The organism is Mesorhizobium sp. NPDC059025 (assembly GCF_042739655.1).
Taxonomy (GTDB): domain Bacteria; phylum Pseudomonadota; class Alphaproteobacteria; order Rhizobiales; family Rhizobiaceae; genus Mesorhizobium.
In genome coordinates this window covers 1-17,279 of record NZ_JBHYIM010000015.1, presented here as the reverse complement: position 1 = coordinate 17,279, position 17,279 = coordinate 1, and the positions used below count along the sequence as shown (strand labels likewise).

General features: G+C 65.5%; 12 protein-coding genes and 1 pseudogene. 8 read left to right on the top strand and 5 right to left on the bottom strand.

Annotation, left to right across the window (positions count from 1 at the left end):
* Positions 1-249: 249 nt before the first annotated feature.
* The 8 genes from ACFWYE_RS26685 to ACFWYE_RS26650 all read left to right on the top strand — a co-directional run bounded on the left by ACFWYE_RS26685 (position 250) and on the right by ACFWYE_RS26650 (position 13,427).
* Positions 250-2,811: an ATP-binding protein gene (locus ACFWYE_RS26685; RefSeq protein WP_379115176.1), complete on the top strand. Its 2,562-nt coding sequence runs from the start codon at positions 250-252 to the stop codon at positions 2,809-2,811.
* Positions 2,808-4,316 carry a tRNA (adenosine(37)-N6)-threonylcarbamoyltransferase complex ATPase subunit type 1 TsaE gene (gene tsaE, locus ACFWYE_RS26680; RefSeq protein WP_379115242.1) on the top strand — a complete coding sequence of 503 codons (1,509 nt, stop codon included), beginning with the start codon at positions 2,808-2,810 and terminating at the stop codon, positions 4,314-4,316. The genes ACFWYE_RS26685 and tsaE overlap by 4 nt, the downstream gene beginning before the upstream one ends.
* The gene (locus ACFWYE_RS26675) at positions 4,316-5,062 is read left to right on the top strand and encodes a nucleotidyltransferase family protein (RefSeq protein ID WP_379115175.1); all 747 of its coding nucleotides are present in this window, start codon (positions 4,316-4,318) and stop codon (positions 5,060-5,062) included. Before tsaE ends, ACFWYE_RS26675 begins: the two co-directional genes overlap by 1 nt.
* The gene (addB, locus tag ACFWYE_RS26670; RefSeq protein ID WP_379115174.1) at positions 5,059-8,187 is read left to right on the top strand and encodes a double-strand break repair protein AddB; all 3,129 of its coding nucleotides are present in this window, start codon (positions 5,059-5,061) and stop codon (positions 8,185-8,187) included. Before ACFWYE_RS26675 ends, addB begins: the two co-directional genes overlap by 4 nt.
* The gene (gene addA / locus ACFWYE_RS26665; RefSeq protein ID WP_379115173.1) at positions 8,184-11,702 is read left to right on the top strand and encodes a double-strand break repair helicase AddA; all 3,519 of its coding nucleotides are present in this window, start codon (positions 8,184-8,186) and stop codon (positions 11,700-11,702) included. The genes addB and addA overlap by 4 nt, the downstream gene beginning before the upstream one ends.
* 73 nt (positions 11,703-11,775) lie before the next feature.
* Entirely contained in the window at positions 11,776-12,099 is a 324-nt protein-coding gene (gene trxA / locus ACFWYE_RS26660; RefSeq protein WP_024924257.1) for a thioredoxin, read from the top strand.
* Between the two features lie 233 nt (positions 12,100-12,332).
* Positions 12,333-12,614, top strand: coding sequence for a cupin domain-containing protein (locus ACFWYE_RS26655; protein WP_379064618.1), 282 nt, complete (start codon positions 12,333-12,335; stop codon positions 12,612-12,614).
* 48 nt (positions 12,615-12,662) lie between these two features.
* On the top strand, positions 12,663-13,427 hold the full coding sequence (locus tag ACFWYE_RS26650) for a TSUP family transporter (RefSeq protein WP_379115172.1): 765 nt from the start codon (positions 12,663-12,665) through the stop codon (positions 13,425-13,427).
* Positions 13,428-13,432: 5 nt separating this feature from the next.
* Here ACFWYE_RS26650 and ACFWYE_RS26645 read toward each other — a convergent pair whose 3' ends face one another.
* From ACFWYE_RS26645 to ACFWYE_RS26625, 5 genes and pseudogenes are all read right to left on the bottom strand, one after another.
* Positions 13,433-14,764 carry a bifunctional folylpolyglutamate synthase/dihydrofolate synthase gene (locus ACFWYE_RS26645; RefSeq protein ID WP_379064614.1) on the bottom strand — a complete coding sequence of 444 codons (1,332 nt, stop codon included), beginning with the start codon at positions 14,762-14,764 and terminating at the stop codon, positions 13,433-13,435.
* A 31-nt stretch (positions 14,765-14,795) separates the two neighbouring features.
* Positions 14,796-15,719 (bottom strand): acetyl-CoA carboxylase, carboxyltransferase subunit beta, encoded by a 924-nt coding sequence (accD, locus tag ACFWYE_RS26640; RefSeq protein WP_379064612.1) that lies wholly within the window; start codon positions 15,717-15,719, stop codon positions 14,796-14,798.
* 54 nt (positions 15,720-15,773) lie between these two features.
* Positions 15,774-16,613 (bottom strand): tryptophan synthase subunit alpha, encoded by an 840-nt coding sequence (gene trpA / locus ACFWYE_RS26635; RefSeq protein WP_379115171.1) that lies wholly within the window; start codon positions 16,611-16,613, stop codon positions 15,774-15,776.
* A gap of 106 nt (positions 16,614-16,719) precedes the next feature.
* A complete protein-coding gene (locus ACFWYE_RS26630) occupies positions 16,720-16,965 on the bottom strand; it encodes a hypothetical protein (protein WP_379064608.1) in 246 nt (81 codons plus the stop codon).
* Positions 16,962-17,279: pseudogene (locus tag ACFWYE_RS26625) on the bottom strand (tryptophan synthase subunit beta); the annotation flags it as partial. The pseudogene ACFWYE_RS26625 and the gene ACFWYE_RS26630, both read right to left, overlap by 4 nt.

Below are 17,279 nucleotides of genomic sequence, written 5' to 3'. Positions count from 1 at the left end.
TGACATTTCGTCCGGCCTTATTTTTGCGGAACCGCCGCCTTCACGTCGATTCGGCGAGCAGGTATTGTGAGGTGATTCGCGAAGCTTCCTGCTCGCGCGCGGCCGCGATCCGATCCAACTCACGGCATGATGCGCGGGTTTCCGGTAACGGGGCGTTCTTTGCGTGTCCGGGGCGGACCACGCAGTGCTCCGGATTCGGGACGATGGCGGGTCGGGGGCGGCTTGTATTCAGGCGGAGAGGACCAGCATATGCCGGGGGAAGACCCGCACGAGGCGGGACAGGCCGTAACCGGCGGCAAAGAGGATTCGGCGATCATCGATCGCCTCGCGGCAGCCGGCATAGGGCTTTCGCCGCGCCGACGTCTTTCGCGCCTGCTTGGCGGCACGGCGTTGGCCTTCTCCTTTGGCAACCTGGCCGCCCAGGCCCAGGAGACAACGGTCAAGGCCACCAGCCTGCCGATCGGCACCATCGAAGTCATTCAGCTGGCCGTCACCGTCGGGGTGCTCGGCGCGGCACTCATCTCCGCCATTGTACTGATCCGCGAACGCCAGCGCACTTCGGTCGAGAACACCGATCTGCGCGCCCGCCTTGCCGATGCCAATGTCTCGCTGCAGCGCTCCGAAGCACTGCTCAACCTGCGCGATCAGCGCGTGGTCATGTGGGCGGCTGACAACAGGAAGTCGGACATCGTCGGCAGCCTGCCGATCGAGACCGGAGCGCCGGATGAACGCGCCGCGTTCCTCGCTTTCGGGCGCTGGCTGATGCCGCGTTCGGCCGCGGCACTGGAGAATGCGATCGCTGCGTTGCGGGAGAAGGGCACTTCCTTCGATCTCGTCGCGGAAACCCAGGCCGGTGCGCCGCTCGATGTGCAGGGGCGCAAGAGTGCCGCGCACGCCATCGTGCGGTTCATTTCCCTGTCGGAGACACAGCGCAATCTGGCGCGGCTCAGGCTGGAACACCAGCAGGTCGCGACCGAGCACGATACCATGCTCGGTCTGTTCGATGCGCTGAAAATGCCGTTCTGGCTGCGCGGTGCCGATGGTCGCCTGAAGTGGGTTAACCGCGCCTACTGGAGCGCAGTCGAGGCCAGCGATCGCGAAGCCGCCCTGAGGGACGGTCGCGAGTTCCTCGGTGGGCAGGCGCGCGACGCCATCATCAGCCAGCACCAGCAGCGGCCGGTGTTCGAACAGACGCTGTCGACCGTCATTGCCGGTGACCGGCATGTCTTCTCCGTCACCGATGTTGCCGGCATCGAAGGGTCGGCTGGCCTTGCCTATGATGTCAGTGCCGCAGACACCGTGCGCGAGGAGTATGAGCGCACCGTGCGCAGCCATGCCGATACGCTCGATCAGCTCAACACCGCGGTGGCGATATTCGACGCCGACGAGAAGCTGCGCTTCTACAACCAGGCCTTTCAGAAGCTGTGGGGGCTCGACACGGCCTTTCTCGTCAGCACGCCCGACAATGCGCTTCTGCTGGACCGGTTGCGCAGTGGCGGCAAGATCGCCGAGCAGCCGGAGTGGCGCCGCTGGAAGGAAAGCCTGCTGTCGGCGTACCGTTCGGTCGAGCCGGTCGAACACTGGTGGCATCTGCCTGACGGCAAGACCATTCGCGTGGTCGGCAATCCACAGCCGAAGGGCGGCGTCACCTGGGTCTTCGAGAACCTGACGGAAAAGATCGATCTCGAGAGCCGCTACCAGACGGCCGTGCGCGTACAGGGCGAAACGCTCGACAATCTGGCCGAGGGCGTCGCGGTGTTCGGGCCGGACGGCCGGCTGAGGTTGTCCAATCCGGCCTTCGCCGCCATGTGGGCCCTGCCGAACGATGCGACGCAGCCGGGCATTCACGTCTCCCTGATCCGTGACCTCTGCGCCACGCGTGCCGCGGACGGGCCCTGGGCCGGCTTCGTTGCGGCAGTCACCGGTTTTGACGACGAGCGCCGCGACCGGCATGGCCAGGTCACGCTGGAGGACGGCAGCACGCTGCGCTATGCTGTCATCCACCTGCCGAATGGCCAGGTTATGCTGACGTTTGTCGATGTCACCGACAGCGTGAATGTCGAGCGGGCGCTGAAGGAGAAGAACGACGCGCTGCTGAAGTCGGATCAATTGAAGAACGAGTTCGTCCAGCACGTCTCCTACGAACTGCGTTCACCGCTGACCAACATCATCGGCTTCACCGAACTGCTGTCCCTGCCGGCAACAGGCCCCCTGACCACCCGGCAGCAGGAATATCTCGACCATATCGGCTCGTCGTCCTCGGTTCTGCTGACCATCGTCAACGACATTCTCGACCTTGCCACCGTCGATGCCGGCATCATGCAGCTGGAAATTTCCGAGGTTAAGGTCGAGAGCACCGTGGCGGCTGCCGCGGAACTGGTCGCCGACCGGCTGGCCGAGCACTCGATCCGGCTGGGCGTGGACATCGCCGCGGCGCCCGAGAGCTTCCACGGCGACGAGACCCGCGTCCGACAGATCCTCTACAATCTGCTCAGCAATGCCGCCAATTATGCGCCCGAGAAGAGCACGATCGCGCTGACCTGCCGCGAAACCGCCGAAGGCGTGGAGTTCTCCGTTCACGACGACGGACCCGGCATGCCGCCGGATGTTCTCGATTCGGTGTTCCGCCGTTTTGAACCGCGCGTGAACGGCGGTCGTCGGCGTGGCGCCGGCCTCGGACTCTCCATCGTCAAGAGTTTCGTGGAGCTGCATGGTGGCAGCGTCCGCATCGAGACTGGCGAAAACCGCGGCACCACGGTGATCTGCCTGTTTCCGGCAGCCCCGACCGGCATCCGCGCAGCGGCCGAATAGCGTTGCCGATGCTGGAGCGGTTTCTTGCCGACGAAGCGGCGACGATGCGTCTCGGCGAGGATCTCGCCATGGCCCTGCGCCCGGGCGACGTGCTGGCACTCCACGGCGACCTGGGAGCCGGCAAGTCGACGCTGGCGCGCGCGCTGATCCGCGCGCTGGCCGACGACACCACGCTCGAGGTGCCAAGCCCGACCTTCACCCTGGTGCAGAGCTACGACACACGCGTGCCGGTGCATCACTTCGATCTCTATCGGCTCTCTTTCTCCGACGAGCTGGAAGAACTCGGTTTTCCCGACGTGCTGAAGGATGGCGCCGCCCTGATCGAATGGCCCGAGCGGGCGGACGATCGCTTGCCGGATACCACGATCGCCGTCGAGCTTGCGCACCAGGATGAAGGCCGCTCCGTGCGCATCCTGGGCGACGGTGCCGGCTATCAGCGCATAGCGCGATCGCTGGCCATGCGCGATTTCCTGCAGGGTTCCGGCTGGGGCGCGGCACGGCGCCGGCATTTCGTCGGCGACGCCTCGGCACGCTCCTACGAAATCGTCTCGCTGGCCGACCATGCGCCGCGCGTCCTGATGAATTCGCCACGGCTGGTGCTTGGCCCGCCGGTGCGCGACGGCAAACCCTACGCCGAGATAGCCCACACCGCGCAGACAGTTGCCGCCTTCGTCGGGGTCGACAGGCTGCTTCGCGAAGCTGGCATCGCTGCGCCGGAAATCCATGCGCAGGATCTCGACGACGGGTTCCTGCTTATCGATCATCTGGGGACCGAGGGCATTCTGGCTTCCGACGGTGCGCCCATCCTGGAGCGCTATGCGCTGGTTTCCGAACTGCTTGCCTTCATGCATCGGAAGCGCTGGCCCGATCGAAGCGCCGTGACATCGGACAAAATCCATGTCGTGCCGCCCTTCGACCGCGACGCGATGCTGATCGAAGCGGAACTGCTGATCGACTGGTATCTGCCCGCCATTCGCGGACATGCGGCAAGCGAGGAGGAGCGGAATGCGTTTCGTGTCGCCTGGAACACCGTGCTGGACCGTCTGCGCGGTGGCGAACTGAGCTTGATGCTGCGCGACGTTCAGTCACCGAATTTCATCTGGCGTGGAGGCCGTACCGGCTTCGACAGACTCGGCGTCATCGATTTCCAGGATGCGCTGATCGGCCCTTCGGCATACGACGTCGCATCGCTCGCGCTCGATCCGCGCGTCACCATCGAGCCTGCGTTCGAACATGCTGTCGTCGACGCCTATGTCGCTGCCCGCACCGCGGCCGGCGGTTTTGACAGGTCGGCCTTCGACGTGGCCTATGCCATCATGGGCGCGCAGCGGCATTCGAAGATATTGGGGATTTTCGTGCGCCTCGACCGGCGTGACGGCAAGCCGTTTTATCTGAAACATCTGCCGCGCATCCGCGACTATCTCCGCCGGCTGCTGGTCCATCCCGCCCTGGCTGAAGTACGGGTGCTTTATGATCGTCTCGGCGTGCTCGAGGAGCCGGCTTGATGGCCGCCGAACGCCCCACCACGGCGATGGTGCTCGCCGCCGGGCTCGGCAAGCGCATGCGGCCGGTCACCGATACCATCCCGAAGCCGCTGGTACCGATCGCCGGCAAGACCTTGCTCGACTGGGGGCTGGACAGCCTGCAGCAGGTTGGCGTCGAAAAGGCGGTGGTCAATGTCCACTACCTGCCGGAACAGATCGTGCGCCATGTCGCGGCGCGCACCCGGCCACGGATCGTCATCTCGGATGAGAGCGAGCGGCTGCTGGATTCTGCCGGCGGCATCGTCAAGGCGCTGCCCGAACTCGGCGGCAAGCCCTTCTACATCGTCAACGCGGACACGTTCTGGCTCGATGCCGGCAAGCCCAATCTCGAACGGCTCGCCCTTGCCTGGGATGGTTCGGCGATGGATATTCTGCTGATGCTGGCAGAACTCCCTTTCACCACCGGCCATTCGGGCGGCACCGATTTCCTGATCGCGCCGGACGGGCGCCTGTCCCGCGCCAAAGGCGACCCGAGCGGGCTGATCTATGCCGGCGCGGCCATCGCCGATCCGGGCCTGTTCGAAGCCGTTGCTGCCGAGCCGCATTCACTCAACGCCTATTTCGACCGTGCCATCGCTGCCGGCAGGCTGTTCGGCCTGGTGATGCAGGGCCACTGGGTCACGGTCGGCACGCCGGATGCCATCGCACCGGCGGAAGCTGCGGTCACAAGGGCCTTCGCCGACGCGCCCCGCCCAGACCAGCGATGAGCGGTCCGCCCCGCGTCTTCACAATTGCGCCCGGCTCGCCGTTCCTGTCGACGCTCGCCGATGCGCTGATCGAAGGTGACCTGATCCCGGGTTTCCGGCATGACGGCGATCCCCTGGCCCTGGCCGGCACAACCCTCTATGTGCCGACGCGCCGCGCCGCCCGCGCCCTGCGCGGCGTTTTCGCCGAACGTCTGGGCGGAGCCTCGACCATCCTCCCGGTCATCAAGCCGCTCGGTGAATTCGACGAGGACGAAGCGGCCTTCGACCAGGACGGCGAGGATGCTGGCGCCATCGACCTCGCGCCACCCATCGCCGCCCTGGAGAGGCTTTTGTTGCTGGCGCCGCTGGTGCGCGCCTGGAAACGCCATCTCCCGGCCCATGTCGCGGCCCTGTTCGACGAGGAGGTCATCGTCCCGGCTTCGGCGGCCGATGCCGTGTGGCTGGCGCGCGACCTCGCCCGGCTGATGGACGAGATCGAGACGGAAGGTTCCGACTGGACCCGGCTTGCCGGGCTGGTCGAGGGCAATCTGGCCGGCTGGTGGCAGGTGACACTGGATTTCCTGAAGATCGTCACCGAAGCCTGGCCGGGTATCCTGGTCGAACGCGATCGTTCGAACCCGGCGGCGCACCGCAGCGCGCTGATCCGGCTGGAGGCCGAGCGTCTCAGGCACAATCCGCCGGCCGGACCGGTGATTGCCGCGGGCTCGACCGGTTCGATCCCCGCCACAGCCGATCTTCTGGCCGTGATCGCGGGGCTGCCGAATGGTGCCGTGGTGTTGCCTGGACTCGATACGGCGATCGATCGGCCATCCTTCGACGCACTCACTGCGCCGGATCCCCGGCCGGCGCTGCTGGGTCATCCGCAATATGGTCTCGCCAGGCTGATCGGCACGATCGGCATCCTGCGCGGCGATGTCGAGGAGATCGGCACCGCCAACGATGCCCTGGTCCGGCGCGCTGCCCTGGTCTCCGAAGCGCTGCGACCGGCCGAAACCACCGAATTGTGGACCGAGACGCGGGCAGCTTTCCAGGCGTCGCAGATTTCCGCTGCCTTGCAGGAGGTCACCCTGGTGGAGGCGGCCAACGAACGCGACGAGGCGGCCTGCATCGCGCTTGCCTTGCGTCGGGCGGTCGCTGAGCCGGGCCGTCGCGCGGCACTGGTCACCGGCGATCGCGCACTGGCGCGCCGCGTCTCCGCCGAATTGCTGCGGTTTGGCATCGTCGCCGACGATTCAGGCGGCCGGCCGCTGGCCGACACACCGCCGGCCAGCCTGCTGCGGCTGCTGCTCGACACCGTGCTGCGGCCCGGCGATCCGGTGGCGATCCTGGCGCTGCTCAAGCATCCGCTGCTCGGTCTCGGCCTGCCGCGTTCCGACGTACGGCGTGCTGCCGAGACGGTCGAACTGGTGACCCTGCGCGGCGGTACCGGCCGGCCCGACATCGTTTCGCTGGCCGAGCTGTTCGAGGCCCGCTGGACGCTGGCGCAGGAAGCCGAACGCCGGCCATTCTGGCTGGCGCGGCTGTCGGCAAAGCGCATCGAGGAAGCGCAGGCCATGCTCTCGCACCTGGCCGATGCCCTGGCCCCGCTAGCGGCCTGCCGCGGCGAGCCGGAAAGCGATGTCGCGTCCCTGGTGCGTGCAAGCGTCGTCGCGCTGGAGGCACTTGGCCGATCCGAGGACGGTTCTCTTTCAGAACTCTATGATGGTGACGCCGGCGAGAAGCTGGCTGAATTGCTGCGCGGCCTTGTCGGCGCCGATGCGGTCTTCACGCTTTCGCCGCAGGAATGGCCTGATGTGGCGATGGCGCTGATCGCGCCGGAAATGGTCAAGCCGGCGCGCGGCGCCGATGCGGCGATCGCCATCTGGGGCACGCTGGAAGCCCGTCTGCAGCACGTCGACACGCTCGTTGTCGGCGGTCTCAACGAAGGTGTCTGGCCGCGCAAGCCTGAGGGTGACCGTTTCATGTCGCGGCTGATGAAGACCGGCATCGACCTGGAGCCGCCCGAGCGGCGCATCGGCCTTGCCGCCCACGATTTCCAGATGGCGATGGGGGCACCGACCGTCGTGCTGACCCGTTCGGCGCGTGCCGGTGATGCGCCCGCCGTCGCATCGCGCTGGCTGCAGCGGCTGCTCACCTTCATAGGCAAGGATCAGGCGGAGCCGTTGCGCCGGCGAGGCAATGAACTGCTTGCCTGGGCGAGGGGTCTCGACGCCGGTCCGAAGGTGGATTTCGCGTCCAGGCCGCAACCCAAACCACCCCTGGAAAGCCGGCCGCAACATTTCTCGGTGACCGAGATCGAGACATTGCGGCGCGATCCCTACGCCGTCTATGCCCGCCGCATCCTGAAACTGATGCCGCTTGAGCCGGTGATCCGCGACCCGGGCGCCGCCGAGCGCGGCACGCTGTTCCACGCCATCCTGCATCACTTCTCGCAGGCAGTAGCCGATCCCCGTGCGCCGGAAGCGCTTGGCATGCTCCTCGATGCCGGTCGCGCCTGTTTCGCCGAGGCCGCGCTGCCGGCCGATGTCGAAGCCGTCTGGTGGCCGCGCTTCGAGAAACTGGCCTCCGGCATCATCGAGTGGGAGCGCTCGCGTGCGGACAATGTGGTGCGCCGGCAGTCGGAAGAACGCGCCGAGAAGACGGTTGTGGGGCAATCCGGCATCACCTTGTCCGGCTACGCCGACCGGGTCGACATTCTCGCCGCCGGCATGGCCGATATTCTTGATTTCAAGACGGGTTCATCACCATCGAAGGCGCAGGCGCATACCTTGCTGGCGCCACAGCTGGCATTGGAGGCCGCTCTCCTGAAGCGCGGTGCTTTCCGCGACGTCGGCGCACGCGACCCGGCCGAACTCGCTTTCGTCAGGCTCAAGGCCAATGGCGAGGTCGAGCAGGAGTCGATCCTCGAATACAACCGCAAGCCGCGCACCGCGTCCGACCTCGGTGAGGAGGCCTGGGCCAGACTCGAGAAGCTGCTGCTCCACTACGCCGATCCGCAGACCGGCTACCTGTCGCGGGCCTTGCCCTTTCGTGAGGGCGAGACCGACGGCGACTATGATCACCTCGCCCGTGTCCTGGAATGGTCTGCCGGCGGCGATGGCCCGGATGAGGGAGGGGAGGTTTGAAGAAGCTCTATCCCATTCCGTCCGGCACCGCCGAAAGCCAGGCACGTGCCTCCGACCCGCGCACATCCGCATGGGTGTCGGCCAATGCCGGCTCCGGCAAGACGCATGTGCTGGCGCAACGCGTCATCCGCCTTTTGCTGCGCGGCACGGATCCGTCGAAGATCCTCTGCCTGACCTATACGCGCGCCGCCGCCGCCAACATGTCGAACCGTGTCTTCTCGACCCTGTCGGAATGGACCGTCCTGCCCGATGCGGAACTGGAGAAGAAGATCACCGCGCTCGACGGCCACATCCCCGACGGCGAAACCATGCGCCGGGCGCGGCGGCTGTTTGCGGAAGCGCTTGAGACGCCGGGCGGCCTGAAGATCCAGACCATTCACGCTTTTTGCGAATCGGTGCTGCACCAGTTTCCGCTGGAAGCCAACATCGCCGCGCATTTCGAAATGCTCGACCCGCAGATGGAGCAGGCGCTGTTGACGCAGGCGCGGCGCGACATGATCACCGGCGCCGGTGCGCCGGGCGGTAAGGAACTGGCCGAGGCTTTTGCCACCGTGCTCGAGCGCGGCGGCGAGAAAGGTCTGGACGATCTGCTGTCCGAAATCATGCGCAAGCGTGATGGCCTGCGTGGTTTCATCGATGCCATCGGCGGCGATGGCCACGGCTTCCGCCCGCTTTTCGACGAGTTCGGTTTCGGCCCCGGCGAAACGGCCGCAGGCATTGCCGCTTCGCTGTGGCCGCTGCCGGGCTTCGAACCTTCCTATTTCGCGGCTTTCGTGCAAGCCGCCGAGGCGACCGATGCCCGGGCTGTGCTCAACAACATCGTGCCTTACGCAGGCCTTGGCTTCTCCGAGGCGGACCCGGTGCGGCGATTGCCGCTGCTCGCGAAAGGTTTCCTGCGTTCGGATGGCGATCCCTACGATCCGGCAAAGACATTCAAGAAAGCCCTGCTGGACCGGCTGCCCGATTTGCCTCAAAGGTACGAGGCCGCCGCCTCCGCCATTGTCCGCACCGCCGACCGGCTGGCGCTGTTTCGCATGCTGGAGGGCACCGTCGCGGCGCTGACGGTCGCCGACTGGCTGATCAGCCGCTACGAACAGCTGAAGCGCGGGCGCGGTTTCCTCGATTTCAACGATCTCATCACGCGCACGGTCAACCTTTTGTCGCGCACCGACGCCGGCCCCTGGGTGCAATACAAGCTCGACCAGGGCATCGACCACATCCTGCTCGATGAGGCGCAGGATACCAGCCCGGATCAATGGGGCGTCGTCAGGCGTCTGGCCGAGGAGTTCTTTGCCGGCGAAGGTGCGCGGCTGGTACGGCGCACGATCTTTGCCGTTGGCGACGAAAAACAGTCGATCTATTCCTTCCAGGGCGCGGCGCCGGATTCCTTCCACGAGAGCCGGCAGTTGTTCGCGCGCCGCGTACGGGAAGCCGAGGCGGGCTTTGCCGATCTGAAACTGACCTGGTCGTTCCGCTCGACAGGCGACGTGCTGGCCGCCGTCGACCGCGTCTTCGCCACGTCGGAAACGCGCCGTGGCATCAGCAACGATCCCGATCCGCTCGACCACAGGGCGATCCGCAACGATGCGCCGGGCTATGTCGAGGTCTGGCCGTCGCTCGGGGCGGATGTGATCGAGGAGCCCGACGACTGGACGTTGCCGGTCAACCATGTCAGCGCGCCGGCGGTGCGGCTGGCCGAACAGATCGCCAGGACCGTCAAGCGCTGGATCGACAGCGGCGAGGTCATAGAAGGCAAGGGCCGCAAGCTGAAGGCCGGCGACGTCGTCGTGCTGGTGCGCAAGCGCGACCGCTTCGTGCATGCGCTGTCCCGGAGCCTTAAGGAGAAGGGCATCCCGGTTGCCGGCGCCGACAGGCTGAGCTTGCCCGGCCATATCGCGGTGAAGGATCTGGTTGCGCTTGGCCGCTTCCTGATCCAGTCGCAGGACGACCTTTCGCTGGCGGCATTGCTGCGCAGCCCGATCTTCGACCTGGCCGAAGAGACCCTGTTCGAGCTTGCCGCGCATCGCACTGGCGGCACCTCGCTCTACAGGACATTGCGTGCCGCCGCTGACAGCGACGAAACGCTGGCAAACGTCGTCGCGCAGCTCGATGCCTGGGCCAACGAGGTCGCCTTCAAGCCGGTGTTCGAGTTCTATGCCGGGCTGCTCGCACGCGATGGCGTCAGGCGCAGGATGATCGCCCGGCTGGGGCCGGAGGCCGGCGACATCCTCGACGAGTTTCTCAATTTCTGCCTGGCCGAAGAACGCGCCGGCCTGCCGGGACTGGAAGCCTTCCTGTCGACACTGGAGAATGCCGGCCCCGAGATCAAACGCGAGATGGACCAGACCCGCGACGAGGTCCGGGTGATGACGGTGCACGCCGCCAAGGGCCTGGAGGCGCCGGTGGTCTTCCTGGTCGATGGCGGTGCCGCGCCCTTCAGCGACCAGCATCTGCCGCGGCTGATGCCGTTCGACGGATCCGGCAGGCATTGGCTCGGCAAGGGTTTCCTGTGGCGCTCGGCCGCTGAAGTCGCCAATGGTTTTTCCCAATCCGTAGCGGCGCGCGCTCGGGATCTCGCCGACGACGAGTACCGCCGGCTGCTTTATGTCGGCATGACCCGTGCTGAAGACAGGCTGATCGTCTGCGGCTATCACGGCAAGCGCACACCCAGCCCAGGCACCTGGCATTCCCTGGTGATGCGGGCTCTCGCCGGCGCCGAGGAGACCGAGAGCCGTCCGCATCCGGTCGACGAAGGTGATGTGTTTCGCTTCCGCTGGACGAAGTTTCCGCCGCTCGCCGCCGCTGAAGCCGGCGAGCAGCTCGAAGCCGAGACTTTCGCATCGGTGCCAGCGTCCCTGTTCGAGCCCTTGCCGACGGTCGAAGAGCTGCCGCGGCCGCTGTCGCCGTCCGGCGCATCGGCGCTGATCGATGAGACGGTCGAACCGATCCCGGACCGCCGCTCGCCGGTGCTGGATGCTGACGGCGAGCCCGGAATGGCGGTGCGGCGCGGCCTGGCCATGCACAAATTGCTGCAGATGCTGCCCGACCTCGCGCAGGAACAGCATATGGCTGCGGCCCGTCGTTATCTGGCGCGGGCCGGCAGCGACTGGACGGAGGCCGATCGCGAGCAGGCACTGGCATCGGTCGCCAGCATCCTTGTCGATCCGCTTTTCGCGCCGCTGTTTGCGCCCGGCTCGCGTGCGGAGGTCTCGGTGATGGGCAGCCTGACGGTGAAAGGCAAGCCGCGCATCATCTCCGGCAAGATCGACCGGCTGGCGGTCGGCGCCGATCGGGTCTTCATCGTCGACTACAAGACCAATCGCCCGGCGCCCGCGACATTGGTCGACGTGCCGGCGGCCTATATCCTGCAGCTCTGCCTCTATCGCGCCCTGCTCAAACCGCTCTATCCCGGCAGGGAAGTCGCAGCCGGCCTGCTCTTCACCGAAGCGCCGCGGCTGATCGAGCTGCCGACGGCGGCGATGGACGATGCCCTTGCCCGACTCACCGAGGCGTGACACAAACTCTGCTTGAATGGAGCTGCCTGCAGCACCACATCTAGCACAACGAAACATCCGAAAGGACTTGGCTATGGCCACCGTCAAGGTCGACAACAACAATTTCCGCGCTGACGTGCTCGAGGCCAATGTGCCGGTCGTCGTCGATTTCTGGGCCGAGTGGTGCGGTCCCTGCAAGATGATCGCCCCGGCGCTGGAAGACATCGCGAGCGAACTGGGCGCCAAGGTCAAGGTCGCCAAGCTCAACATCGATGAGAACCCGGAACTCGCCGCGCAGTTCGGCGTTCGTTCGATCCCGACCCTGATGATCTTCAAGGGCGGCGAAGTGGCCGACATCAAGGTTGGCGCCGCGCCCAAGACCGCGCTGTCGCATTGGATCAACGGCGCCGTCGCCTGATCCCATCACGATATCGATCCAGAAAGCCCGGCCTCGTGCCGGGCTTTTTGTTTGCCCCCACCGAACCTTGGTACTGGCCCTCGCATTGTCACGCCTGATGCCTTTTGCTTTTTCCGCTGGAGCGTTTCCGTCTTCCATGGAAACGCGGAAACGCTCCAGCGCTTTGTTTTACGCAATTCCGGACGGAAAACCGTCAGACACTTTTCCTGGAATTGCTCGGGGAGGAGAAGCACATGACCGGAACCGCAAAAGCCACCGTCTTCATCGACAACGATCGTGTCATCGTCACCGAGTATCGCTTCGCGCCGGGCGCCAATACGGGTTGGCATCGCCATGGCCACGACTATGTCGTCGTGCCGTTGATGGATGGCAAGGTGAAGCTGCTGACCAAGGACGGCGAGAGTCTCGCCGAGATGAAGAAGGGCGTGCCTTATTTCCGTGGCGAAGGCGTCGAGCACGATGTCATCAACGCCAATGACGGCGAGTACGCCTTCATCGAAATCGAGCTGAAATAGACGCGTCGTGACCTCAGCAGCCAGCTTGCGTGCGCCAGCCGGGATGTCATGGGTTTAGGGCCTCTCGTTGTCTTTGTCGGCTTTGCTGCCGTCGCCGCCTACGTCCAGACGCTGACGGGCTTTGCCTTCGGCCTGGTCATGATGGGCGCCGTCGCGCTTGTCGGCCTGCTGCCGCTGCCGGATGCCGCTGCCATGGTTGGCATGCTGACCCTGGTCAATGCCACCCAGATGCTGGTCCAGGGTGGCTGGCGCGAGGTGGCGCCTCGGGAGCTGCGGCTGATCCTGGTTGCGAGCCTGCCTTCGCTGTTCGTGGGTTACGCGCTGCTGGAGTGGCTGGCGGACACGCGTGCGGACCTTCTCAAGATCGGACTGGGACTGGTCATCATGCTGTCCAGTCTGCAACTCGCCGTCAGGCCGGCCGGACTGGAAAAACGGTCATCCGACGCGAGCTTTGTCGGCTTCGGCGTGATCTCGGGCCTGATGAGCGGGCTGTTTGCGACCGGCGGCCCTCCGCTCGTCTATCATCTCTTCCGTCAGCCCTTGTCGCATGCACGCATCCGCGAAACGCTGGTCACCGCTTTCGGCGTCGCTCAGGCGGTCCGGCTCGTCGTGGTGGTGGCAAGCGGCAACATGCCGTCCATGTCGCCTGTCGCGCTCGTCCTGGCCATACCGACGGTGATGCTGATGACTTATGCGGCGCGCCGCTGGCCACCGTCGTTGTCGCAGCAGGCGATGCGAAGGATCGTCTTCGTCCTGCTCTTCCTGTCAGGCCTGTCGCTGGCGTTGCCGGCCGCCCTGCATCTTGTGGCTTAGCGGCTTCAGCTCGGCGGGGTGCCGTTTTCGGCCAGCACGGCACCGGCGAGATAGAGCGACCCGCCGATCAGGATACGCGGCGGGACTTCACTCTCGTCCCAGGTATCGCGCAACAGCATCAGCGCATTGGCGACTGAACTGACCGGCTCGGCCGACAGCTCAGCTTCCGCGGCACGTGCCGCCAGTTCGTCGTTGGGAACGCCGGAATCGCTCATCGACACCGGCACCGTGTAGACATGCCTGGCCAGACCCTTGAAGGCGCGGAAATAGCCGGTCTGGTCCTTGGTGTTGATCATGCCCGAGATCAGGAAAAGCGGCCGCGGCGTCTTTTCTTCCTGTTCTGCGAGCGCCTCGGCAATCACCGTGCCGGCTCCGGGATTGTGACCGCCGTCCAGCCAGATCTCGGCACCGCGCGGTGCCAGATCGACCAGCCGTCCCTGCGTCAGCCGCTGCATGCGGCCTGGCCAGGACACACTGGTCATCGCCTGGTCGGCGTCGCGTTCGCCGATCTCGAAACCAGCCGCCTTGATGGCTGCGATGGCTGCCGCGGCGTTGGCGAACTGGTGGCGGCCGGGCAGGCGCGGCGGCGAAAGGTCCATCAGCCCGTCGCCGTCCTGATAGACCATGCGGCCGTTTTCGCCGAAGGCGAGGAAATCCTGGCCATAGACCGAGAGCGGCGCACGCAGCCGCTCGGCCGTCTCGATCAGCACCAGCTGTGCCGCCTCGAATTCCTGTGCGCCGACCACCACCGGGCAGCCGCGCTTGATGATGCCGGCCTTTTCCGCCGCGATCAGCTCGACGCGGTCGCCGAGATAAGCCTCATGGTCGAGCGACACCGGCATGATCACCGAGACCGCCGGCCGCTTGATGACGTTGGTGGCGTCGAACCGCCCGCCGAGGCCGACTTCCATGATCGCGGCATCCGCAGGATGCTCGGCAAACAGCAGGAAGCCGACGGCGGTCAGGATCTCGAAGACGGTGATGGTCTCGCCTGCATTGGCTTCCGCGACGCGGGCAATGGCATCGGCGAAGACCTTGTCCTCGACCAGCCTGCCGCCGCCTTCGGCACCGAGCCGGTAGCGTTCGTGCCAGTTCACCAGATGCGGCGAGGTGTGCACATGCACGCGATAGCCGGCAGCTTCGAGCAGCGCGCGTGAGAAGGCCGCGCAGGAACCCTTGCCGTTGGTGCCGGCGATGTGGATCACCGGCGGCAGCTTGTCCTGCGGATTGCCCAGCCGCTCCAGCAGTCGGCTGACGCGGTCCAGCGAAAGGTCGAAGCCTTTCGGATGCAGCGTCATCAGATGTTCGATCTGACGCTCGGCGGAGAGTGTGGTCATGCGGTGCCTCCGCGCTGCACTTGGATAGGTTTTATGCCTGCGGCCGTGCTTCCGGCTTGGCCACGACCGGTGGCAGGATTTCCGGCTCTGCGGCCTTCTTTTCCGCCGGCTGCTTGAGCAGCAGCTTGAGCAGGCCGGCCACGGTCTTCTTCATCTCCAGGCGTGAGACGACCATGTCGACCATGCCATGCTGCATCAGATATTCGGAGCGCTGGAAGCCTTCGGGCAGCTTCTCGCGGATCGTCTGTTCGATGACGCGCGGGCCGGCGAAGCCGATCAGTGCGCCTGGCTCGGCGATGTGCACGTCGCCCAGCATGGCGTAGGAGGCGGTGACGCCACCGGTGGTCGGGTTGGTGAGCACGACGAAATAAGGCAGGCCGGCTTCCTTCAGGCGGTCGACGGCAACCGTCGTGCGCGGCAGTTGCATCAGCGAGAGGATACCCTCCTGCATGCGTGCGCCACCGGATGCGGCAAACAGGATCAGCGGGCGCTTGCGCTGCAGCGCGACCTCGAAGGCACGGATGATGGCTTCGCCGGCGGCCATGCCGAGCGACCCGCCCATGAAGGCGAAGTCCTGCACCGTGACCACGACGGGCAGACCCTCGATCGTGCCGGTGGCGTTGAGGATGGCGTCTTCAAGCCCGGTCTTGGTCTTCGCTTCCTTGAGGCGGTCGGTGTAGCGCTTCTCGTCGCGGAATTTCAGCGGATCGACAGCGACCTTGGGGTTGTCGATGACCTCGTACTTGCCGTCGTCGAAGAAGAACTTCAGCCGTTCCTTGGCCGAGATCTTCATGTGGTGGCCGGACGAGGGGATGACGAACTGGTTCCCCTCCAGATCCTTGTGGAAGATCATCTCGCCGGTTTCCGGGTCTTTCACCCAGAGGTTCTCCGGCACTTCCCGGCGACCCAGCATCGAATTGATCTTCGGGCGAACGAAGTTGGTGATCCAGTTCATCGCTTCGGCTCCTGCCCTTGTTTCGTAGGGCTTATCTGGAAAGAGGTAGGAAAACTATTCGGCAGCAGCAAGGCGGGCCGACCGCACGCCTTGTGCAAGCCCGCTGACCAGCGTGGCCACTGCCTCGGCCGGATCGGCGGTCTTCTCGCCTTTCGGGCCGAGCACATTGGCCACCGCATTGACAATCGCCGTGCCCACCACCACGCCGTCGGCGGAGGCACCGATGGTGCGCGCCTGCTCGGCGGTCTTGACGCCGAAGCCGACACAGACCGGCAGTTCGGTATGCTGTTTGATGCGCTGTACTGCGGTCGCCACCTTGGTTGTGTCAGCCAGTGCCGAACCGGTGATGCCGGTCATCGACACGTAGTAGACGAAACCGGACGTGTTCTCGAGCACCTTGGGCAGGCGCCTGTCGTCGGTCGTCGGCGTGGCCAGGCGGATGAAGTTGATGCCGGCCTTCAGCGCCGGGATGCACAGTTCCTCGTCCATCTCCGGCGGCAGGTCGACGATGATCAGCCCGTCTATGCCACTGGTCCTGGCCTCGGTCAGGAAGCGGTCGACGCCATAGACATAGATCGGGTTGTAATAGCCCATCAGCACGATCGGCGTCTCGTCGTCGCCCGTGCGGAAGTCGGCCGCCATGGCAAGCGTCTTCTGCAGCGTCTGGCCGCCCTTCAGCGCGCGCAGGCCGGCGGCCTGGATCGCCGGGCCGTCGGCCATCGGGTCGGAGAACGGCATGCCGAGCTCGATGATGTCGCTGCCGGCTTTCGGCAGTGCCTTCATGATCGACAGCGAGGTCTGGTAGTCCGGATCGCCGCCCATGAAATAGGTGACGAGCGCCGGACGGCCCTCTTGCTTCAGCTTCGCCATGCGGCGGTCGATGCGGGTGGTCATGCCATGCCCTTCATAGTCGAATGGATCTGGGTCGAATGAACCGGAGTTGTTGCGCCGGCGGCTGCGGAGCCGGGCACTGCAAGGTCGAGGAACGCAGGCATCCGTCTCATTCAGGATGTTCGCGGATTTCGATGGTCACGGCGAAGGCATAGAAGCCGTCGCGAGCGATGCGGCTGCGCGCCTGGTTCGGATCGAAGGCGATGCGCGGCTCGCCGTCATCGGCGACATTGGTGAGGAACTTCAGGTTCTGGCTGTCGCGCACGCCCTTGGCGTTCTCGCGCTGGTCACCGGCCTCCACCGCCACATAGTGGTGGGGATTGTGCCTGGAGTGATAGATCTCGAAAGTGCTCATATCTCCATGTCCATCATCTTTGCGACGGTGTGGACATCCTTGTCGCCGCGGCCTGACAGGTTGACGATGATGATCTTGTCCCTGGCCATGGTGGGGGCGATCTTGACGGCATGGGCGATCGCATGCGCCGATTCCAGCGCCGGGATGATGCCTTCAGTGCGGGTGCACAGCTGGAACGCTTCCAGCGCCTCGTCGTCGAGGATCGGCTGGTAGTCGACACGGCCCGTGTCGCGCAGGAAGCTGTGCTCGGGACCGACGCCGGGATAGTCGAGGCCGGCCGAGATCGAATGGCCCTCCAGGATCTGCCCGTCATC